The sequence below is a fragment of the Aquamicrobium zhengzhouense genome (genome assembly GCF_016124105.1).
GTDB classification, from domain to species: domain Bacteria; phylum Pseudomonadota; class Alphaproteobacteria; order Rhizobiales; family Rhizobiaceae; genus Aerobium; species Aerobium zhengzhouense.
In genome coordinates this window covers 20,874-37,598 of the sequence record NZ_JADGMQ010000011.1, presented here as the reverse complement: position 1 = coordinate 37,598, position 16,725 = coordinate 20,874, and the positions used below count along the sequence as shown (strand labels likewise).

The following is a 16,725-nucleotide window of genomic DNA, read 5'->3' as shown; positions in this document are numbered from 1 at the left end:
GCGGGCGCGGCAACACCGGAGCTTTCCATTGAGCGATCCTGGCTTTGGCATTTACGTTCACTGGCCGTTTTGCGCGGCCAAATGCCCTTATTGTGACTTCAACAGCCATGTTCGCCATCAGCCGGTCGATCAGGAGCGCTATGCAGCGGCCTTTGATCGCGAGATGGCAACCATGCGCGAGCGCACCGGCGCACGCACCGTCACCTCGATCTTCCTTGGAGGTGGCACGCCCTCGCTGATGAAGCCTGAGACGGTGGGCGCGGTTCTGGAAAGTGTTGCTCGCCACTGGACTGTCCCGGCTGGCATCGAAGTCACGCTTGAGGCAAATCCATCCTCGGTCGAGGCCGAACGTTTTCGCGGCTATCGCGATGCAGGCGTCAACCGCGTCTCCCTTGGTGTGCAGGCGCTCAATGATGCCGATCTGCGCTTCCTTGGCCGTCTGCACAATGTCGAGCAGGCGCTGGGCGCGATTCGCCTTGCACGGGAGACCTTTCCGCGTCTGTCCTTTGATCTCATCTATGCGCGGCCAAACCAGAGCCTTGAGGCTTGGGAAGCCGAGCTTAACGCTGCTATCGATCATGCTGCCGACCACCTGTCGCTCTACCAGTTGACGCTGGAGGAGGGCACGCGCTTCTTCCAGCTGCATGCGGCCGGCAAATTCGTCATGCCTGAGCCGGATCATGCGGCCGATCTTTACCAGCTGACGCAGGAAGTGACGGCGGCACGCGGTCTTCCGGCATATGAGATTTCCAACCACGCCCGCCCGGGCGCGGAAAGCCAGCACAATCTGGTCTACTGGCGCTATGGCGAATATGCCGGCATCGGACCCGGCGCGCACGGGCGCTTCATTGAGAACGACCGTCGGACCGTCACCTTCACCGAGCGGCTCCCGGAAAGGTGGCTCGACCTCGTCGAGCTCAAGGGCCACGGCGTGATTGGCGGCGAAGTGCTGACCCGTTCTGAGGAAGCCGACGAATATTTGCTGATGGGCCTTCGCCTAACTGAGGGAATCGACCTTGTCCGCTACGAGACGCTGGCCGGTCGGTCCTTGTCTTCGCGCCGGATTTCCGTGCTGCAGGAGGAGGGCGTCGTCGCTCCGGTCGGCAATTCACGTCTGCGTGCAACCCCTGCGGGCATGATCGTGCTCGACGCGGTGGTTGCCGATCTGGCACGATAGGTCATGAGCGACGAAGAAAGATCCCGCAGCTACGTCATCGGACAGAGCAGCTTCACGGCCCGTCCTCTGGAGCCTGCGCTCTATCTGGTGGCAACGCCGATCGGCAATCTTGCCGACATCACCATTCGCGCGCTGGAAACTCTTGCGTCGGTGGATGTGCTTGCCTGTGAAGACACGCGCGTCACACGCAAGCTTTTGGACCGCTACGGCATTCGCCGCCGCTCGATGCCATACCATGAGCATAACGCCGCCGAGGCAGGGCCGAAGCTGGTGGAAGCGATCCTGTCCGGGCAAAGCGTTGCGCTCGTCTCGGATGCAGGTACGCCGCTGGTTTCAGATCCAGGTTACCGCCTCGCTTCGGAAGTCATTGCCGCAGGCGGGCGCGTAATCCCGATACCGGGGGCATCAGCCCTTCTTTCGGGAATCTCGGCTGCGGGGCTCCCATCCGACGCCTTCTTCTTTGCCGGCTTTCTTCCCTCAAAGTCCGGCCAGCGAAGCACTCGGCTTGAGGAACTGAAGAACATCCCCGGCACGCTGATTTTTTATGAGTCGCCGCGCCGACTGGCCGAAAGCCTTGCATCGATGGCGCAAGTGCTGGGCGATCGTCCGGCGGCTGTCGGACGTGAGCTGACCAAAGCCTATGAAGAGTTTCGCCGGGGGTCCCTTGCTGCGCTCGCGGCTGCCTATGCAGGTGAAGACACGCCCAAGGGCGAGATCGTCGTCTGTGTTGCGCCTCCCGGAGGAGCAAACGATCCGGTTGAAGATATCGATGCGCTCCTGCTTTCGCTGGCCGAGGAGCTTGGCGCTTCGAAAGCAGCTGGCGAAGCCGCCAAAATGACCGGGGGCCGCAAGTCGGACCTATACCGCCGGCTGATGGAACTGAAAGGCGATGCGAGTTAGCGCCCGCAACAAGCGCCAGCATCACGAGCGTCGCGGACATCGCGGCGAATGGGTCGCCTCCCTTGCCCTGATGGTGAAAGGCTACCGCATCATCCAGCGGCGTTACCGCACCAAGCTTGGCGAGATCGACCTCATCGCGCGTCGTGGCGACCTGGTCGCGATCGTCGAGGTCAAGGTGCGGCCGAGCCTTCTGCAGGCTATGGAAGCGATCAGCCCAGCCAGCGAACGACGCATCGAAGCGGCGGCAGATCTCTGGCTTGCACGTCAGCCTGACTATTCGCGCCTGTCGGTTCGTTTCGATATGGTCGCGGTTCTTCCGTGGCGCTGGCCGGTTCACGTCGAAAATCTGTTTCAGGGACGTTAGCCGGCTCGTCATATTTTTGTTGATGTCTGCGCAAAAGCTGCCCGCTGTTACTCTGGCCTGTTTCGCGCTATAGAGCCGCATCTACCCGGACCCCGGACCGCATGGCAAAGATTCCCCTCAACCTTGAAAAAGTCATCGACGGCGCATCGCTGCGGCGGGAGCTTTGCGAGCTGGCGGCCCCTTACGGTGGCGATGGCTCTGCGCCAGAGGTGCGCAGATCTGCGATAAAGCTGCTGAAAGGGTACATCCTCAAGGGCCGGGAAATTGCCGAACAGATGCTGGGTGAGGACGGCAGCGGCACCGCATGCGCCGAGCGCTTGTCCTATTTGATGGACGAGGTCATCACCGCGCTCTATCAGTTCGCCTGCGATCATGTTTATCGGGCGATGAATCCCTCATCGTCGGAGCGCATGAGCGTGGTGGCGGTGGGCGGCTATGGTCGCGGTACGCTTGCTCCCGGCTCCGACATCGATCTGCTTTTCGTGCTGCCATACAAGCAGACGCCCTGGGGCGAACAGGTTGCCGAATACATCCTCTACATGCTCTGGGATCTGGGGCTGAAGGTTGGCCACGCGACCCGCAATCTTGATGACTGCGTCCGCCTTTCGCTGACAGATATCACAATCCGAACCTCGATCCTGGAAGCAAGGTTCATCATCGGCGACGATGAGCTCTTTGCCGAGCTGGTCGAGCGGTTTGACGACGAAGTCGTCAAGGACACGGGTCCCGCCTTTGTCCAGGCAAAGCTTGCCGAAAGGGACGAGCGGCATGCCCGGGTCGGTGAAAGCCGTTACCGGGTCGAGCCCAACGTCAAGGAGGGCAAGGGTGGCCTGCGCGATCTGCAGACCCTGTTCTGGATCGGCAAATATTTCTACAGGGTCCGTACAGCTGAGGAGCTGGTCGGCAAGGGCGTCTTCACGCGTGCTGAGTTCAACCAGTTTCGCAAGGCGGAAGATTTCCTTTGGGCAGTGCGCTGCCACATGCACTTTCTGACCGGCCGAGCCGAGGAACGCCTGCATTTCGACATTCAGCGCGACATTGCCGAGCGTCTTGATTACACGCGACACCCCGGCCTGTTGGCGGTCGAGCGTTTCATGAAGCATTACTTCCTGACCGCCAAGACCGTCGGTGACCTGACACGTATCTTTTGCGCAGCGCTTGAGGAGGAGCAGGCCAAGCACGCACCAGGCTTCGACCCGATCAAGGCGCCTTATTCAAGGCGCAAGCGAAAGCTGGCGGGCACGTCGGACTTCATCATCGATAACCATCGCATCAACGTGGCGGATGAGGAGGTCTTCAAGCGGGATCCGGTCAACATGCTGCGTCTGTTCTGGTTCGCTGACAAGCATGGTCTTGAGTTTCACCCGGACGCGCTGAAGCTTCTGACCCGGTCACTGAAGCTGGTGGACCGGAACCTGCGCCGCAGCGAGGAAGCCAATCGTCTGTTCATGGACGTGCTGACCTCTGACCGAGACCCAGAGCTCAATATGCGCCGCATGAACGAGGCGGGGCTTCTTGGAAAGCTCATCCCCGACTTCAACAAGATCGTGGCGATGATGCAGTTCAACATGTACCACCACTATACGGTGGATGAGCATTTGCTTCGCTGCGTTGGCGTCCTGTCGCAGATCGAGAAGGGGAAGGCGGAAGACATCCACCCGCTGACCCATGGGCTGATGCCAAGCCTGAAGGCACATCGCAAACTCCTCTATGTCGCGGTCCTGTTCCATGACATCGCCAAGGGAAGGCCGGAGGATCACTCCGAGGCAGGAGCCAAGATCGCGCGCCGCCTGTGCCCGCATATGGGGTTTTCGCCTCCCGAAACAGAGATGATTGCCTGGCTCATCGAGCATCACCTTGTCATGTCGATGACCGCGCAAACGCGTGATTTGAACGACCGCAAGACGATCCAGGACTTTGCCGATGTCGTGCAATCGGTCGAGCGGCTCAAGCTGCTGCTTGTTCTGACCGTCTGCGACATTCGCGGTGTCGGGCCGGGCGTGTGGAACGGCTGGAAGGGCCAGCTTTTGCGCACCCTCTATTTCGAGACAGAGCTGCAACTGACCGGCGGATTTTCGGAAATGTCGCGATCCGAGCGGGCGCATATTGCACGTGAGGAGCTTGATCGGGCGCTTGCAGAATGGGATGCCAAGGAACGCGCGGCGTTCACCAAGCTGTTTTATGACAATTACTTGCTGACGGTCGAACTGCCAGACCAGGTGCGCCATGCCAATTTCATCCGCAGCGCCGACCAGGCTGGTCGCAGGCTCGCCACGGCGGTGCGTGCGCATGAGTTTGAAGGCGTAACCGAGATCACGGTGCTTGCACCTGACCATCCTCGCCTTTTGTCGATCATCGCGGGTGCGTGTGCGGCGGCTGGAGGCAATATTGTCGATGCGCAGATATTCACCACGGCCGATGGCCGCGCGCTGGATACGATCCTGATCAGCCGCGAATTCGACATGGATGAGGACGAAACCCGACGCGGCGAGCGTGTCGGCAAGCTGATTGAAGATGTGCTGTCAGGCAAGACACGGTTGCCGGAAATGATCGAGAAGCGCACCAAACCCAAACGCGGGGCGAAGACTTTCCAGATCCAGCCACGCGTCGACATCGGCAACACCTTGTCCAACCGCTTTTCGGTGATCGAGGTGAAGGGGCTGGATCGGCCCGGCCTGTTGTCGCAGATAACCAGCGCGATATCGGATTTGTCACTCGACATCGCCTCGGCCCACATCACCACCTTCGGCGAGAAGGTGATCGATACGTTCTATGTCACCGATCTGACGGGCCAGAAGATCGAAAATCCCACGCGGCAGGCCAAGATCAAGCAAAACCTCCTTGCAGTCATGGAAGGCGAGGGGCACGCAGGCTCTTCCTCCAGTACCGCGGCGGCATGAGTTGGTGTTGAAGCTTCAATCCAGAGCAGAACGATGAGCCTCATCAAGAAATTCGCCACCGTCGGTGGCGCGACGACCCTCAGCCGTGTGGTCGGCTTCGTTCGCGAAGCTCTGATCGGTGCTGCGCTCGGTGCTGGTCCCATGGCGGATGCCTTCTATGCCGCATTCCGGTTCCCAAACCTGTTTCGCCGCCTTTTTGCGGAAGGGGCGTTCAACTCTGCCTTCATCCCGCTTTTTGCCAAGGAGCTTGAAGGCGGGGGGCCGGAAGCTGCGCGAAAGTTCTCCGAGCAGGTTCTTTCCGTCCTGACTGCGTGGCTTCTGTTCCTGTCGGCGCTGGCCATGATTACGATGCCGTTCCTGACGAGATGGGTCATCGCGCCTGGCTTCGCCGACGATCCCGAAAAACTCGACATGACCGTCCTGATGACGCAGATCATGTTCCCGTATCTGCTTTGCATGTCTCTCGTGGCGATGCTGTCCGGCATGCTGAACTCGATGCGGCACTATTTCCTTGCCGCCTTCGTTCCGATCTTGCTTAACGCCGGCATGATCGGCGCTCTGGTCATCAGTCTCGGCACAGACATGAACGAGCGGGATACCGGGCTTTTGCTGTCCTGGGGTGTTCTGGTTTCAGGTTTCGCGCAGCTTGGATGCCTTTACTGGGCGGTGCGCCGCCAGGGTTTTGGAATGCGCTTGCGCGTGCCCCGGCTGACACCGGACGTCAAGAAACTGCTCGTCCTGATGGGCCCTGCAGTTCTCACTGGCGGCGTCACCCAGATCAATTTGCTGGTTGGCCAGATCATCGCTTCATCGCAGGAAGGTGCGATCGCGCTCCTGAATTATGCGGACCGTATCAACCAGTTGCCGCTCGGGATCATCGGCATTGCGGTGGGGGTGGTGCTCCTGCCCGAACTTGCCCGCTCGCTGAAGGCGGGTGACCATGATGACGCTCAGCACCTGCAGAACCGCTCGCTTGAATTTGCACTGTGCCTGACATTGCCTGCGGCCGTCGGCTTCATGCTGTTTGCGGGCCCGCTGGTGAACATCGTTTATGAACGTGGCGCATTCACGCCACAGACCACGGAACTCACGGCTGCGGCGCTTGCCGCCTTTGCAACCGGTCTTCCGGCCTACGTGCTCATCAAGGTATTTTCACCGGCCTTCTTTGCCCGCCTCGACATGAAGAGCCCGATGTGGTTCTCGATCGTGGCTGTGGTCGTCAATATCGTTGGCAGCGTGGCGTTGTTTCCCTCTTACGGGCATGTGGGCATTGCCGCCGCAACCTCGATTGCCGCGTGGGTGAATTTCGTTCTGCTGGCAGTCGTCCTGTGGCGTCGCGGTGATTTTCGCCCGTCCCCGGAAACGCTCCGCCGGATTGTCTTCATCGTTCTGGCAAGCGTTGCGATGGGTGCGGTGGTTTTGGGCCTTGATGCAGCCCTGGCATCCCACGTGCACAATCCCTCGCTCGGAGTTCGTGCGCTGACCGTTCTCGTCATCATCGGGCTCGCCGCGATCGTCTATTTCGCAATCGTCATCGCGACCGGAGCGATTGATCGCGACGAGCTCCTCGGAGCCTTGCGACGCAAGCGAAAGCCGGCTACCGGACAGGCTGCGCCACTTGAAGAGTAGCGCAGCATCCGGCATAAGCGCGAGGCATTCCAGCCCTCGTCCAACGAGGCCCTCCACCAGCCCTGGACCGTTATCATGACCAGTTTCAAGCCACTTGTTTTCTCCGGCGTCCAGCCAACCGGAAATCTGCATCTCGGCAATTATCTCGGCGCTATCCGCAAGTTCGTCGCGCTGCAGGACAGCCATGAGTGCATCTATTGCGTCGTCGACCTGCACGCGATCACCGCGCAACTCGTCCATGGCGATCTCGCCGGCCAGACCCGTTCGATCACCGCAGCGTTCCTTGCTTCCGGCATTGATCCGAAGAAGCACATTGTTTTCAATCAGGCGCGCGTGCCGCAGCACGCAGAGCTCGCCTGGATCTTCAACTGCGTCGCCCGCATCGGCTGGATGAACCGCATGACGCAGTTCAAGGACAAGGCTGGCAAAGACCGCGAGAACGCGTCGCTGGGCCTGCTCGCCTATCCGAGCCTGATGGCCGCTGACATTCTGCTCTACCGCGCCACCCACGTTCCGGTTGGCGATGACCAGAAACAGCATCTTGAACTGACGCGCGACATCGCTACCAAATTCAATAACGATTTCTCGGCGCGCATCGGCGAATTGGGCGTTGGCGTCGAGATGCAGGTTGGTGACGAGAGCGTCAACGGTTTCTTCCCGATTACTGAGCCGCTGATCGAGGGCCCCGCCACACGCGTCATGAGCCTGCGCGAAGGCTCGAAGAAGATGTCGAAGTCGGATCCATCGGACCTTTCGCGCATCAACCTCACTGATGATGCCGACACGATCTCGAAGAAGATCAAGAAGGCCAAGACCGACCCCGAGGCGCTACCGTCGGAAGTTGAGGGCCTTGAAGGCCGTCCTGAGGCGGAAAACCTCGTCGGCATCTACGCAGCTCTCGCCGAGATGACACGCGAGCAGGTGCTTGCCCAGTTTGGTGGTCAGCAATTCTCGGCCTTCAAGCCAGCGCTTGCCGATCTTGCCGTTGAAAAGCTCGCGCCGATCGCTTCGGAAATGCGCAAGCTTGAGGCCGATCCTGCCTATATCGACAGCGTGCTTCGCGATGGTGGCGAGCGTGCGGGCGTGATCGCCGAGGACACCATGAAGTCCGTGAAAGAAATCATCGGTCTTCTCGACAACTGATGGAGTATCGGGGCAGGCGGAAGTTGCATTCTGCTTGCCCCGGAACCTGCCGAATGGCAGATTGCACCCGATTGGCGCAGCCAAAACGGGAAAGTTCATGGTTTCAAAACGTCTCAGCCGTGAGGCTGGTCACCGGCGCAAATTCCTGGCCATTGCAGATGGAACGCCGGAGTCCGAACGTGCCATCTCCTATGCAGCGCACCGCGCCGCCGCGACGAATGGTGCACTGGTCCTGTTGCACGTAATCGATTCAAGTGATTTTCAGCATTTTCTGGGCGTCGAGCAGATTATGCGCGAGGAAGCCAATACGGCTGCGAGCAATGCCCTTCATGCGCAAGCGGTAAAGGTCCGGGAGGCGGTCGGGATTGAACCCGAGCTCGTGGTCCGCGAAGGCACGACCAAGGAAGAGATTCACAAGCTAATCGAGGAAGATCAGGATATTGCGGTTCTGGTCCTCGCAGCAGGCAGCACCAAGGAGGGGCCTGGCCCTCTGGTAGCAGCAGTTGCCGGCAAGGGCGCGGCATTCCCCATCCCGGTCACAGTTGTGCCGCTGAGCGTCTCGGACGAAGAGCTCGAAAGCTTCACCTGACCTCTGCTCGGCACGGCCAGATTTGCCTATTGAGGGCGTCAGCCCCATATTCGTAGCGATCACGTTTTACGCGACCGGATCATTGCGGCTTGCCGCCGCCGCATTTGATCGCTATTTAGAATTATTCCAAACTGTAGACGCGGAGAGCGCTTATGTTCATCCAGACTGAATCCACGCCCAATCCCGCGACGCTGAAATTCCTGCCCGGCAAGGTCGTGCTTGATGAGGGCACTGCAGACTTCCGCGACGCCGAAAGCGCGCGTTCTGCCTCTCCGCTGGCGGGCCGGCTTTTCGATGTTCCGGGTGTTGTCGGTGTCTTCTACGGTTATGACTTCGTCACCGTCACCAAGAACGACGATTACGACTGGCAGCATTTAAAGCCGGCAATCCTCGGCGCGATCATGGAGCACTTCATGTCCGGTCAGCCGGTCATGACCTCAGTTTCGCATGCTGCTGACAGTGCTGCCCATGACGAGGGTGAGGAGTTCTACTCCAAGGATGACGAGGAGATCGTTCTCACCATCAAGGAATTGCTTGATACGCGCGTTCGTCCGGCTGTTGCTCAGGACGGTGGCGACATCACATTCCGCGGCTATGAGAACGGCACGGTCTTCCTGCACATGAAGGGCGCTTGCGCTGGCTGCCCGTCCTCCACGGCAACGCTCAAGCACGGCATCCAGAACCTGCTTCGCCACTTCGTTCCGGAAGTTCAGCAGGTCGAACAGATCGTCTGATCTCGACCGGTTCAGGCCATAGAGACGAAAAAACCGGGCATTCTCGCCCGGTTTTTTGTTGCGACGTCAGTGTTGCCCAGACGGCTCGCGGAAACTTACAAGTTCAGATGACGATGACCTTGGCGCCGATTTCGACGCGGTCGTAGAGGTCGATAATGTCCTGATTGATCAGGCGCACACATCCCGACGAGACGGCACGACCGATCGAATTCCATTCCGGCGAGCCGTGCAGGCGGTAGCCGGTGTCGCCGCTCCTGTTGAACAGGTAGAGCGCGCGTGCGCCAAGCGGATTGGAAAGGCCGCCGGGTTGGCCGCCTCGCCATTTGGCAAGCTCGGGCTGGCGCTTGATCATCTCTGCCGGGGGCGTCCAGGTAGGCCATTCGCGCTTCATGGCAACGCGCGTGGTGCCCTTCCATTCGAAGCCCTCGCGGCCAATGCCGATGCCATAACGCATCGCCTTGCCGTCCGGCATCACGAAGTAGAGGAACTTGTCCTTGGTATCGACGATGATGGACCCCGGCTTCTCATCCGTCTTGTAGCGGACGATCTGGCGGTGGTACTTGCGCGCAATCTGATGGATCGGGACGGATGGCAACTGATAGCCATGGTCTTTGCGGGCACCGTACTCAGCGGTGAAAATGTTAAGCTCGCCCGTGGTGCAGCCAGCCATCGCCGCCGTCATTCCCAGAGCGCCCAGAAGAAAAGTCCGTCTCGACTGCATGTGCTGCCTGAAAGCGAGTTCCTGAATGTGGCCCAACGAGCGCCACATTCTCGTCATGTTTCCCTACGCGCCCCTTCATGAATTGCCAAGTGGACACAGCGATCTCAACCTGCGGTTCAGCGCATTCTTTCTTAACCCTATTGCAAAAGAGCAACGGAATGCCTGTCAGCGGCTATGTTGGCGAAGAACAGGAGGACGCAACGTCACGTTGTGAATGTCCGGAGATGGCAGCTTCCGTGTCTGAACATCTTTGCGGGAAGAGCGTTAAATGCCATTTTGGGCCATGCCGATAGTTTCGCCGATTCCTCTCAATCCACTCATCGATGGACGACAATCCGAGCGTGCCATGCTGGTCCGCCGTGGCGTTCAGCGGTTGCTGGCACAGATGGGTGTCACGTCGATACCGGAACTGTGCCTTGCAAACGGCCGCCGTGCCGATCTTCTGGCGATCACGGCAAAAGGCGAGATCTGGATCATCGAGATCAAGTCGTCGGTTGAGGATTTCCGTGTCGACCGCAAATGGCCGGAATACCGGCTCTATTGCGACCGGTTCTTCTTTGCGACCCATCCGCAAGTCCCGGCGGATATTTTCCCGGACGAGTGCGGTTTCATCCTTGCAGACGGTTATGGAGCCGAGATGATCCGCGATGCGCCGGAGCATCGCCTGTCGGCGGCCACACGCAAGGCGCTGATGCTGCGGATCGCACGTGCAGGTGCTGCCCGCCTCACGGCAGCCGAGATGGCGGGCGTTTCCGTTCCGACGCTAGCCAACGAAGGCGAGTAGATTAGCGCGGGGCGCGCTTGGCGAGAATGCGCTGCAGCGTACGGCGATGCATGTTGAGGCGTCGTGCCGTTTCCGAGACGTTACGGTCGCACATTTCATAGACGCGCTGAATGTGCTCCCAGCGGACCCGGTCTGCTGACATCGGGTTTTCGGGAGGCGCAACCTTCTCTGCGCCGCTGCTAGTCAGCGCGGCGTAGACATCATCGGCATCAGCGGGCTTTGACAGATAATCGATGGCACCGAGCTTCACCGCCGTCACGGCTGTCGCGATATTGCCGTAGCCGGTCAAGATGACTGCGCGGGCATCTTCCCGCTTTTCCCGAAGCGTTGCGACCACGTCGAGACCATTGCCGTCGCCAAGGCGCATATCAACGACCGCATAGGCCGGAGGAGCAGATTTAACCTTGGAAATCGCTTCTTCGACGGATTCTGCAGTATCCACCAGAAAGCCGCGACCTTCCATGGCACGCGCCAGGCGCGTCAGAAACGGCTTGTCGTCCTCGACGATGAGCAAGGTACGATCCTCACCCAGGATTTCCGTCACATCGGGGGATACTTCGTCGCTCATAATTGCCGCTCCGATCTTCTAGTTTGGCGGCGCTAAAACACCGCTTCAAATGTCTTCCAGCTCAATAGGCGTCGTCGGCGACAGGCGAGCGGGCCAAAAAGGCCTCGCGAGGCCACGACACCTTAACCACCGCGCCTCTTCCGGGTTCGCTGGAATTGCCGAACTTAACGCTGGCTCCCGAGCGCTCCAGAAGCGTCTTTGCAATGAACAGTCCCAGGCCGAGGCCCCGTCCCCCCTCATCGGGTGGTCGTCTCGACATGTAGGGTTCCCCGATGCGATCTACAATCTCCGCTGGAAATCCAGGTCCGTCATCGGTCAGCTTGATATCGATCGTGCTGGAGTTCCATTCCCAGCTGAGCTCGACCTTTTCGCGCGCGAAGTCGACGGCGTTTTCAACGAGATTGCCGAGGCCGTAGATCACGCCAGGGTTGCGACGGCCGACAGGTTCCGACCCCAGAAGATTTCCTGGCCGCAGAAGGATCTCGATACCAAACTCGCGATGGGGATCGATGACTTCCTCGATCAGCGAGGTGAAGGGCAGGCGGGCAAGGTGAACTTCTCCCTCGCTCGACAGGCTCGTCAGTCGCTTGAGAATGTCGCGGCAGCGCTCGGACTGGCTGCGCAGCAGGACGACATCTTCGCGAAAACGGGAATCTTCACCGAGCGCTCGTTCCATCTCCTTGGCAACCAAAGCGATGGTGGCCAGCGGCGTGCCAAGCTCATGGGCGGCCGCTGCGGCTAGCCCGTCGAGCGCCGACAGATGCTGCTCGCGCTGGAGGATGAGTTCGGTCGCCGACAATGCGTTCGCAAGCAGGCGCGCCTCTTCCGCCACGCGGTAGGCATAAACGGCTGTGAAGGCGATAGACGATACGACCGCGATCCACATGCCGAAAGTATAGATAAAGGGCATGCGCAGCGTCTGGCCCGGAAACCACGGCAACGGCAGGTGGAAGAACATCAAGACCGTGGCCATGGCGACGACCAGAAGACCTAGGAGCATGGTCCAACGCGCTGATAGCGACGTCGCCGAGATCACCACCGGCACGGTCATCAGCAGCGAAAACGGATTGGTCATCCCGCCGGTCATGTAGAGAAGTCCTGCCAGTTGCAGGGCGTCGAACAGCATGATCGCAAGGGCGAATGTCGGCGGCAGGCGATGGGTCGCGGGATAGCGGAAGGCCAGCAGAAGATTCAGACCCGCTGACAGCGCAATCAGTGCGAAGCACAGGCTGACGGGCAGCGGGAACTGAAGAATATAGGCGACAAACAGAACTGCGGCGCTCTGGCCAACAACGGCAAGCCACCGCAAGCGCAGCAGCGTGTTGAGGCGCAGATGGTGGATCTGCAGGGGGTCGGGCTTGCCCATCTTCATCAGCATGAGATTGGGTATACGCGCGGCCTCCCGCTGCGCCAAGTGCCGAACGCTATTGACCCCGCGGTTTTGCGCGTGCGGTAGGTGCAGCCTCGAGCGGATTTTCCGGCCAGACATGCTTGGGGTAGCGCCCGCGCATGTCCGATCGCACGTCTGCCCAGGACCCGCGCCAGAAGCCGGGAAGGTCGCGGGTTGTCTGGATCGGGCGATGGGCCGGTGACAAAAGTTCAAGTGTCAGCGGCACCGTTCCGTTGGCGATCGACGGGTGCTTGTCGAGGCCGAACAGTTCCTGGACGCGGATCGCCAGAACCGGCCGCTCCTCATCGTAGCGGATTGGCAGAGAGTTTCCGGTCGGGGCACTAAAGTGTGTCGGCGCAAGTTCGCCCACCTTGCGCTGGAGGTCGTACGGCACCAGCGACATAAGCCCGTTGCTCAACGCCTGCTGATCGATTTTTGCCAGCGAGGCTCCGCCCGACAGGAATGGCAACAGCCACTCATCAAGCTTGGCGATGAGGGCTTCATCGCTCATGTCAGGCCATGGTTCGCCAAGACCGGTGTGAAGCCAGGCCAGCCGTCGGCGCAATGTGCCGACGCCCTTACCCCATTCCAGAATATCGAGGCCGTGTGACCTGATTGCCTCAATCACGGCGTGGTCGGCATCGGTACCCTTGGGAGCCGGCAATAGCCGCTCCGTAAGGCGGATAGCCCCGATCCGAATTGTCTCTCGCACCCGCACTGCGCCGCGCTCGGGGTCAAAGGAGCTTTCCGAGATGATCTCCAGCCGATCGGCAAGAACGCGGCGCAAATCCTCTTCAGACACTGCGGCTGCCGAGGCGATTCGCGCATTTTGCGCCTTGCCCTGAATGTCGGCGACCACCAGAAATGGCTCCCTTGCCAGTGGATCGGCGGGATCCAGCATCGCACCGCGCCCGTTCGCCAGCACAAACCGCCCGTACTCGCCGCGCGCCTTGGCGACACGATCAGGATAAGCGAGGAGGAGGGTAGCTCCGGCGGAATTGTCCGCGCCAGTGGGGGGAGTGCCGCGCGCCGCCTTCGCCAGCCGATCCGCCATGCCTTTCGCAGCCTGGGCGCGGGGGCTTTTGTCGATGCGAAATGCGCTGAGGCGACGTTCGAGATCTAGCGAATTTCCACCCAGCCCCCTTTCAGTCAACAAAATGGCAAGCTGCGTCGCAAGACGGGGATTGTCAGCCCGCGCAACCATATGAGCCAGCCGCACAGGCAGCGCGAGTTTGCGCATCGCCTCGCCTGTTTCGGTGAGGCGGCCGTTTTCATCCAGCGCGCCAAGTTCGCGCAACAAGCTGCGTGCTTCGGAAAGGGCAGGCGCGGGCGGCTTGTCGAGGAAGGAAAGCGTGGCCGGATCCACGACACCAAAGACAGCGCAGTCGAGCAAAAGACCAGACAGATCGGCTTCCAGGATCTCGGGCGGGCTGAACGCCGGAAGCGCAGCGGTCTGTTCGGCGCGCCAGAGCTGCAACGCGACGCCCGGTTCGGTTCGCCCGGCACGTCCAGCACGCTGGTCTGCCGAGGCGCGTGACACACGAGCCGTTTCCAGCCGGGTCAGCCCGGTAGCAGGCTCATATTTCGGCAGTCGCGCCAGCCCTGAATCGATGACGACGCGAACCCCGTCGATGGTGATCGAGGTTTCCGCGATCGAGGTTGCGAGCACGATCTTGCGACGCCCACTGGCCGCAGGCTTGATCGCCGCATCCTGTGCCTTGCCATCGAGCCCGCCATAAAGCGGCGTGATGTCGACATTAGCAGGCACGCGGTCTCGCAGCTGTTCGGCCGTGCGTTCAATCTCGCGCTGTCCCGGCAGGAAGGCGAGGATGCTGCCTTCTTCCTCAGCCAGCATCGCGCGGCAGGCTTCAGCCATCGCATCTTCGATGCGTTGCTCGGCTGGTCGCTCGCGGTGGCGAATGTCGATCGGGAAGGTGCGGCCTTCGCTGGTGATGACAGGTACGTCACCAAGAAGGCTGGCAACCCGCGCACCGTCGATTGTTGCCGACATGACGAGGAGCCGAAGATCTGGACGCAGAGCGCCTTGCACATCAAGCGCCAGCGCAAGGCCGAAATCGCCATCAAGGGAGCGTTCGTGAAATTCGTCAAAGATGATCGCCGAGACGCCGGGCAGTTCGGCATCGTCGAGGATCATGCGCGCCAAAATCCCTTCCGTGACGACGAGAATGCGCGTCTTGGCCGAGCTGCGGCTGTCCATGCGCATGGCATAGCCAACCGTTTCGCCCGGCTCTTCACCCAGAAGGGCTGCCATGCGCCGTGCGGCGGCACGGGCTGCGAGGCGTCGAGGCTCAAGAAGCAGGATCTTGCCGTCCCCCCGCCATTCCTGATCGAGGAGCGCGAGGGGAACCAATGTGGTCTTGCCTGCGCCCGGAGGCGCAACGAGAACCGCGGACTGGCGATCAGCCAGCGCGTCCAGTACTTGGGGTAGAACGTTCGATACGGGCAGTTCGGGCAGTGGTTTCGACATCACGCGCCGGTATGCCCGAACTTGTCGCCGGCTTCCAGCCGTTCACGACACGGCGGTACCACTCAATGTACCACGCAACGCCGAATTGCAGCACGATGCCTGCTGCCACGATGGCGATATCGACGTTGTAATTGGTGACATAAACCATGCGCCACGCCTGGGCAGCCATCGACAGGATGGTGCCGACCACGAAGACAGGCAAAGCGTGGCGTCCCATCAGCGCCAGCGGATTGCTTTCGGAAAGCCGTGCAAGTCCGTTCAACCATGGGAGGCTCGCGATCAGGTAGGCAGTTGCCAGCACATGCAGGAGGCGCGGGGCAGACAGGAAGGTCTTGTCAAAGCCGGTCAGGACTGACGGAAGCCCCATCGACGTGTTGATGCCCCAGAGCGGGATCTTCACCCATGCCATGGAGATGATGAGGTAGAGCGCGGCGAGACCGATCAGAAGCGGGCTTTTGGGAAGCGAGCCACCGCGCTTGATATGAATCATCGATGCAAGGCCGATGACGAACAAGAATTGCCACGACAGCGGGTTGAGGAACCAGACGCCGTCGTTCGGATAGTTGAGGGGACCAACCCGGTAGATGCCTGCAAGCAGCCACACCAGGCCTGACGCGGCGACCATCAGCGAAAGGCGAACCCGTCCGATCAACAGGAAGATCGGCAACAGGAGAAGGACGCCAGCATACATGGACAGGATGTTGTTGTAGCCGAGCTGGTGCCCCATCGTGACAATGCCGAACAGGGCGGCCGCGGTATCATCCATCACCGGCCCGATGTTGATTTTCTCCAGAAGATGCGGCGCGGCAAATTGAAGCGAGAAGTAGGAGAAGATGCCGAGCGTTGCCATCGTCGTGCCGAGCTGGGCGATGTAGAGGACGCCCGCCCGCCGCCACATCTTGAGCGTCAAAGGCAGCGCGCTGTCCCAATTGAACTTCAGCCCATAGGCAAAAGCGGCGGAAATCCCGGAGATAAGAACAAAGGCTTCTGCGGCGTCCGAGAAGCCGAAGTTCTTGGAGGTCAAGGCTTCAAGCGGGTTGCCTGGCACATGATTGATGAAGATCGTGATCAGCGCGACTGCTCTGATGACGTCGATCCGGGTATCACGCACGCTTTTGTTCAAATTTGCCATGTCATTCAATCAGTGGAGCCCGAATAGGTTCCGGCTGAACAAGATGTCGCTGCCGGAGTGAAGTTAGAACGATTCTAAACTATTGATGTATGAGGTTTTTTGTCATGTTTCCATTGACAGCGGAACGGCGCGGCGCTTTTATGCGGCCGCGTTATCTGACGCGATCCTTTGATGTCTGGGCCTTGAACCCGGTTGATTGGAGGTAG

General features: G+C 60.2%; 14 protein-coding genes. 9 read left to right on the top strand and 5 right to left on the bottom strand.

What is annotated here, in order from left to right; translation table 11 throughout:
• Positions 1-28 precede the first annotated feature (28 nt).
• The 8 genes from hemW to IOD40_RS14305 all read left to right on the top strand — a co-directional run bounded on the left by hemW (position 29) and on the right by IOD40_RS14305 (position 9,436).
• Positions 29-1,177, top strand: a complete 1,149-nt coding sequence (hemW, locus tag IOD40_RS14340; protein ID WP_198477370.1) for a radical SAM family heme chaperone HemW — start codon at positions 29-31, stop codon at positions 1,175-1,177.
• A 3-nt stretch (positions 1,178-1,180) separates the two neighbouring features.
• A complete protein-coding gene (gene rsmI, locus IOD40_RS14335; protein ID WP_198477369.1) occupies positions 1,181-2,077 on the top strand; it encodes a 16S rRNA (cytidine(1402)-2'-O)-methyltransferase in 897 nt (298 codons plus the stop codon).
• Positions 2,067-2,441, top strand: coding sequence for a YraN family protein (locus IOD40_RS14330; RefSeq protein ID WP_198477368.1), 375 nt, complete (start codon positions 2,067-2,069; stop codon positions 2,439-2,441). Before rsmI ends, IOD40_RS14330 begins: the two co-directional genes overlap by 11 nt.
• 101 nt (positions 2,442-2,542) lie before the next feature.
• Positions 2,543-5,341, top strand: a complete 2,799-nt coding sequence (locus IOD40_RS14325; protein WP_198477366.1) for a [protein-PII] uridylyltransferase — start codon at positions 2,543-2,545, stop codon at positions 5,339-5,341.
• 33 nt (positions 5,342-5,374) lie between these two features.
• Positions 5,375-6,970, top strand: coding sequence for a murein biosynthesis integral membrane protein MurJ (gene murJ / locus IOD40_RS14320; RefSeq protein WP_198477361.1), 1,596 nt, complete (start codon positions 5,375-5,377; stop codon positions 6,968-6,970).
• A gap of 75 nt (positions 6,971-7,045) precedes the next feature.
• A complete protein-coding gene (gene trpS / locus IOD40_RS14315) occupies positions 7,046-8,113 on the top strand; it encodes a tryptophan--tRNA ligase (protein WP_198477360.1) in 1,068 nt (355 codons plus the stop codon).
• A 97-nt stretch (positions 8,114-8,210) separates the two neighbouring features.
• The gene (locus IOD40_RS14310) at positions 8,211-8,702 is read left to right on the top strand and encodes a universal stress protein (protein WP_198477359.1); all 492 of its coding nucleotides are present in this window, start codon (positions 8,211-8,213) and stop codon (positions 8,700-8,702) included.
• Between the two features lie 152 nt (positions 8,703-8,854).
• Positions 8,855-9,436, top strand: coding sequence for a NifU family protein (locus IOD40_RS14305; protein ID WP_198477358.1), 582 nt, complete (start codon positions 8,855-8,857; stop codon positions 9,434-9,436).
• A 103-nt stretch (positions 9,437-9,539) separates the two neighbouring features.
• Here IOD40_RS14305 and IOD40_RS14300 read toward each other — a convergent pair whose 3' ends face one another.
• Positions 9,540-10,157, bottom strand: coding sequence for a L,D-transpeptidase (locus IOD40_RS14300; protein ID WP_198477462.1), 618 nt, complete (start codon positions 10,155-10,157; stop codon positions 9,540-9,542).
• Positions 10,158-10,440: 283 nt separating this feature from the next.
• On the opposite strand from IOD40_RS14300, the gene IOD40_RS14295 reads away from it, so the two are divergent.
• Positions 10,441-10,941, top strand: coding sequence for an MmcB family DNA repair protein (locus IOD40_RS14295; RefSeq protein ID WP_198477461.1), 501 nt, complete (start codon positions 10,441-10,443; stop codon positions 10,939-10,941).
• 1 nt (position 10,942) lies between these two features.
• Here the strand turns inward: IOD40_RS14295 and IOD40_RS14290 are convergent, their stop codons facing one another.
• The 4 genes from IOD40_RS14290 to IOD40_RS14275 form a co-directional block, all read right to left on the bottom strand.
• Positions 10,943-11,509 (bottom strand): ActR/PrrA/RegA family redox response regulator transcription factor, encoded by a 567-nt coding sequence (locus tag IOD40_RS14290; protein WP_198477356.1) that lies wholly within the window; start codon positions 11,507-11,509, stop codon positions 10,943-10,945.
• Positions 11,510-11,570: 61 nt separating this feature from the next.
• Complete coding sequence (locus tag IOD40_RS14285) at positions 11,571-12,887, bottom strand: ActS/PrrB/RegB family redox-sensitive histidine kinase (protein WP_198477460.1); 1,317 nt, start codon at positions 12,885-12,887, stop codon at positions 11,571-11,573.
• 46 nt (positions 12,888-12,933) lie between these two features.
• The gene (gene hrpB / locus IOD40_RS14280) at positions 12,934-15,387 is read right to left on the bottom strand and encodes an ATP-dependent helicase HrpB (protein WP_198477347.1); all 2,454 of its coding nucleotides are present in this window, start codon (positions 15,385-15,387) and stop codon (positions 12,934-12,936) included.
• Positions 15,320-16,519, bottom strand: coding sequence for an OpgC family protein (locus IOD40_RS14275; RefSeq protein WP_198477345.1), 1,200 nt, complete (start codon positions 16,517-16,519; stop codon positions 15,320-15,322). The genes hrpB and IOD40_RS14275 overlap by 68 nt, the downstream gene beginning before the upstream one ends.
• Positions 16,520-16,725: the final 206 nt, after the last annotated feature.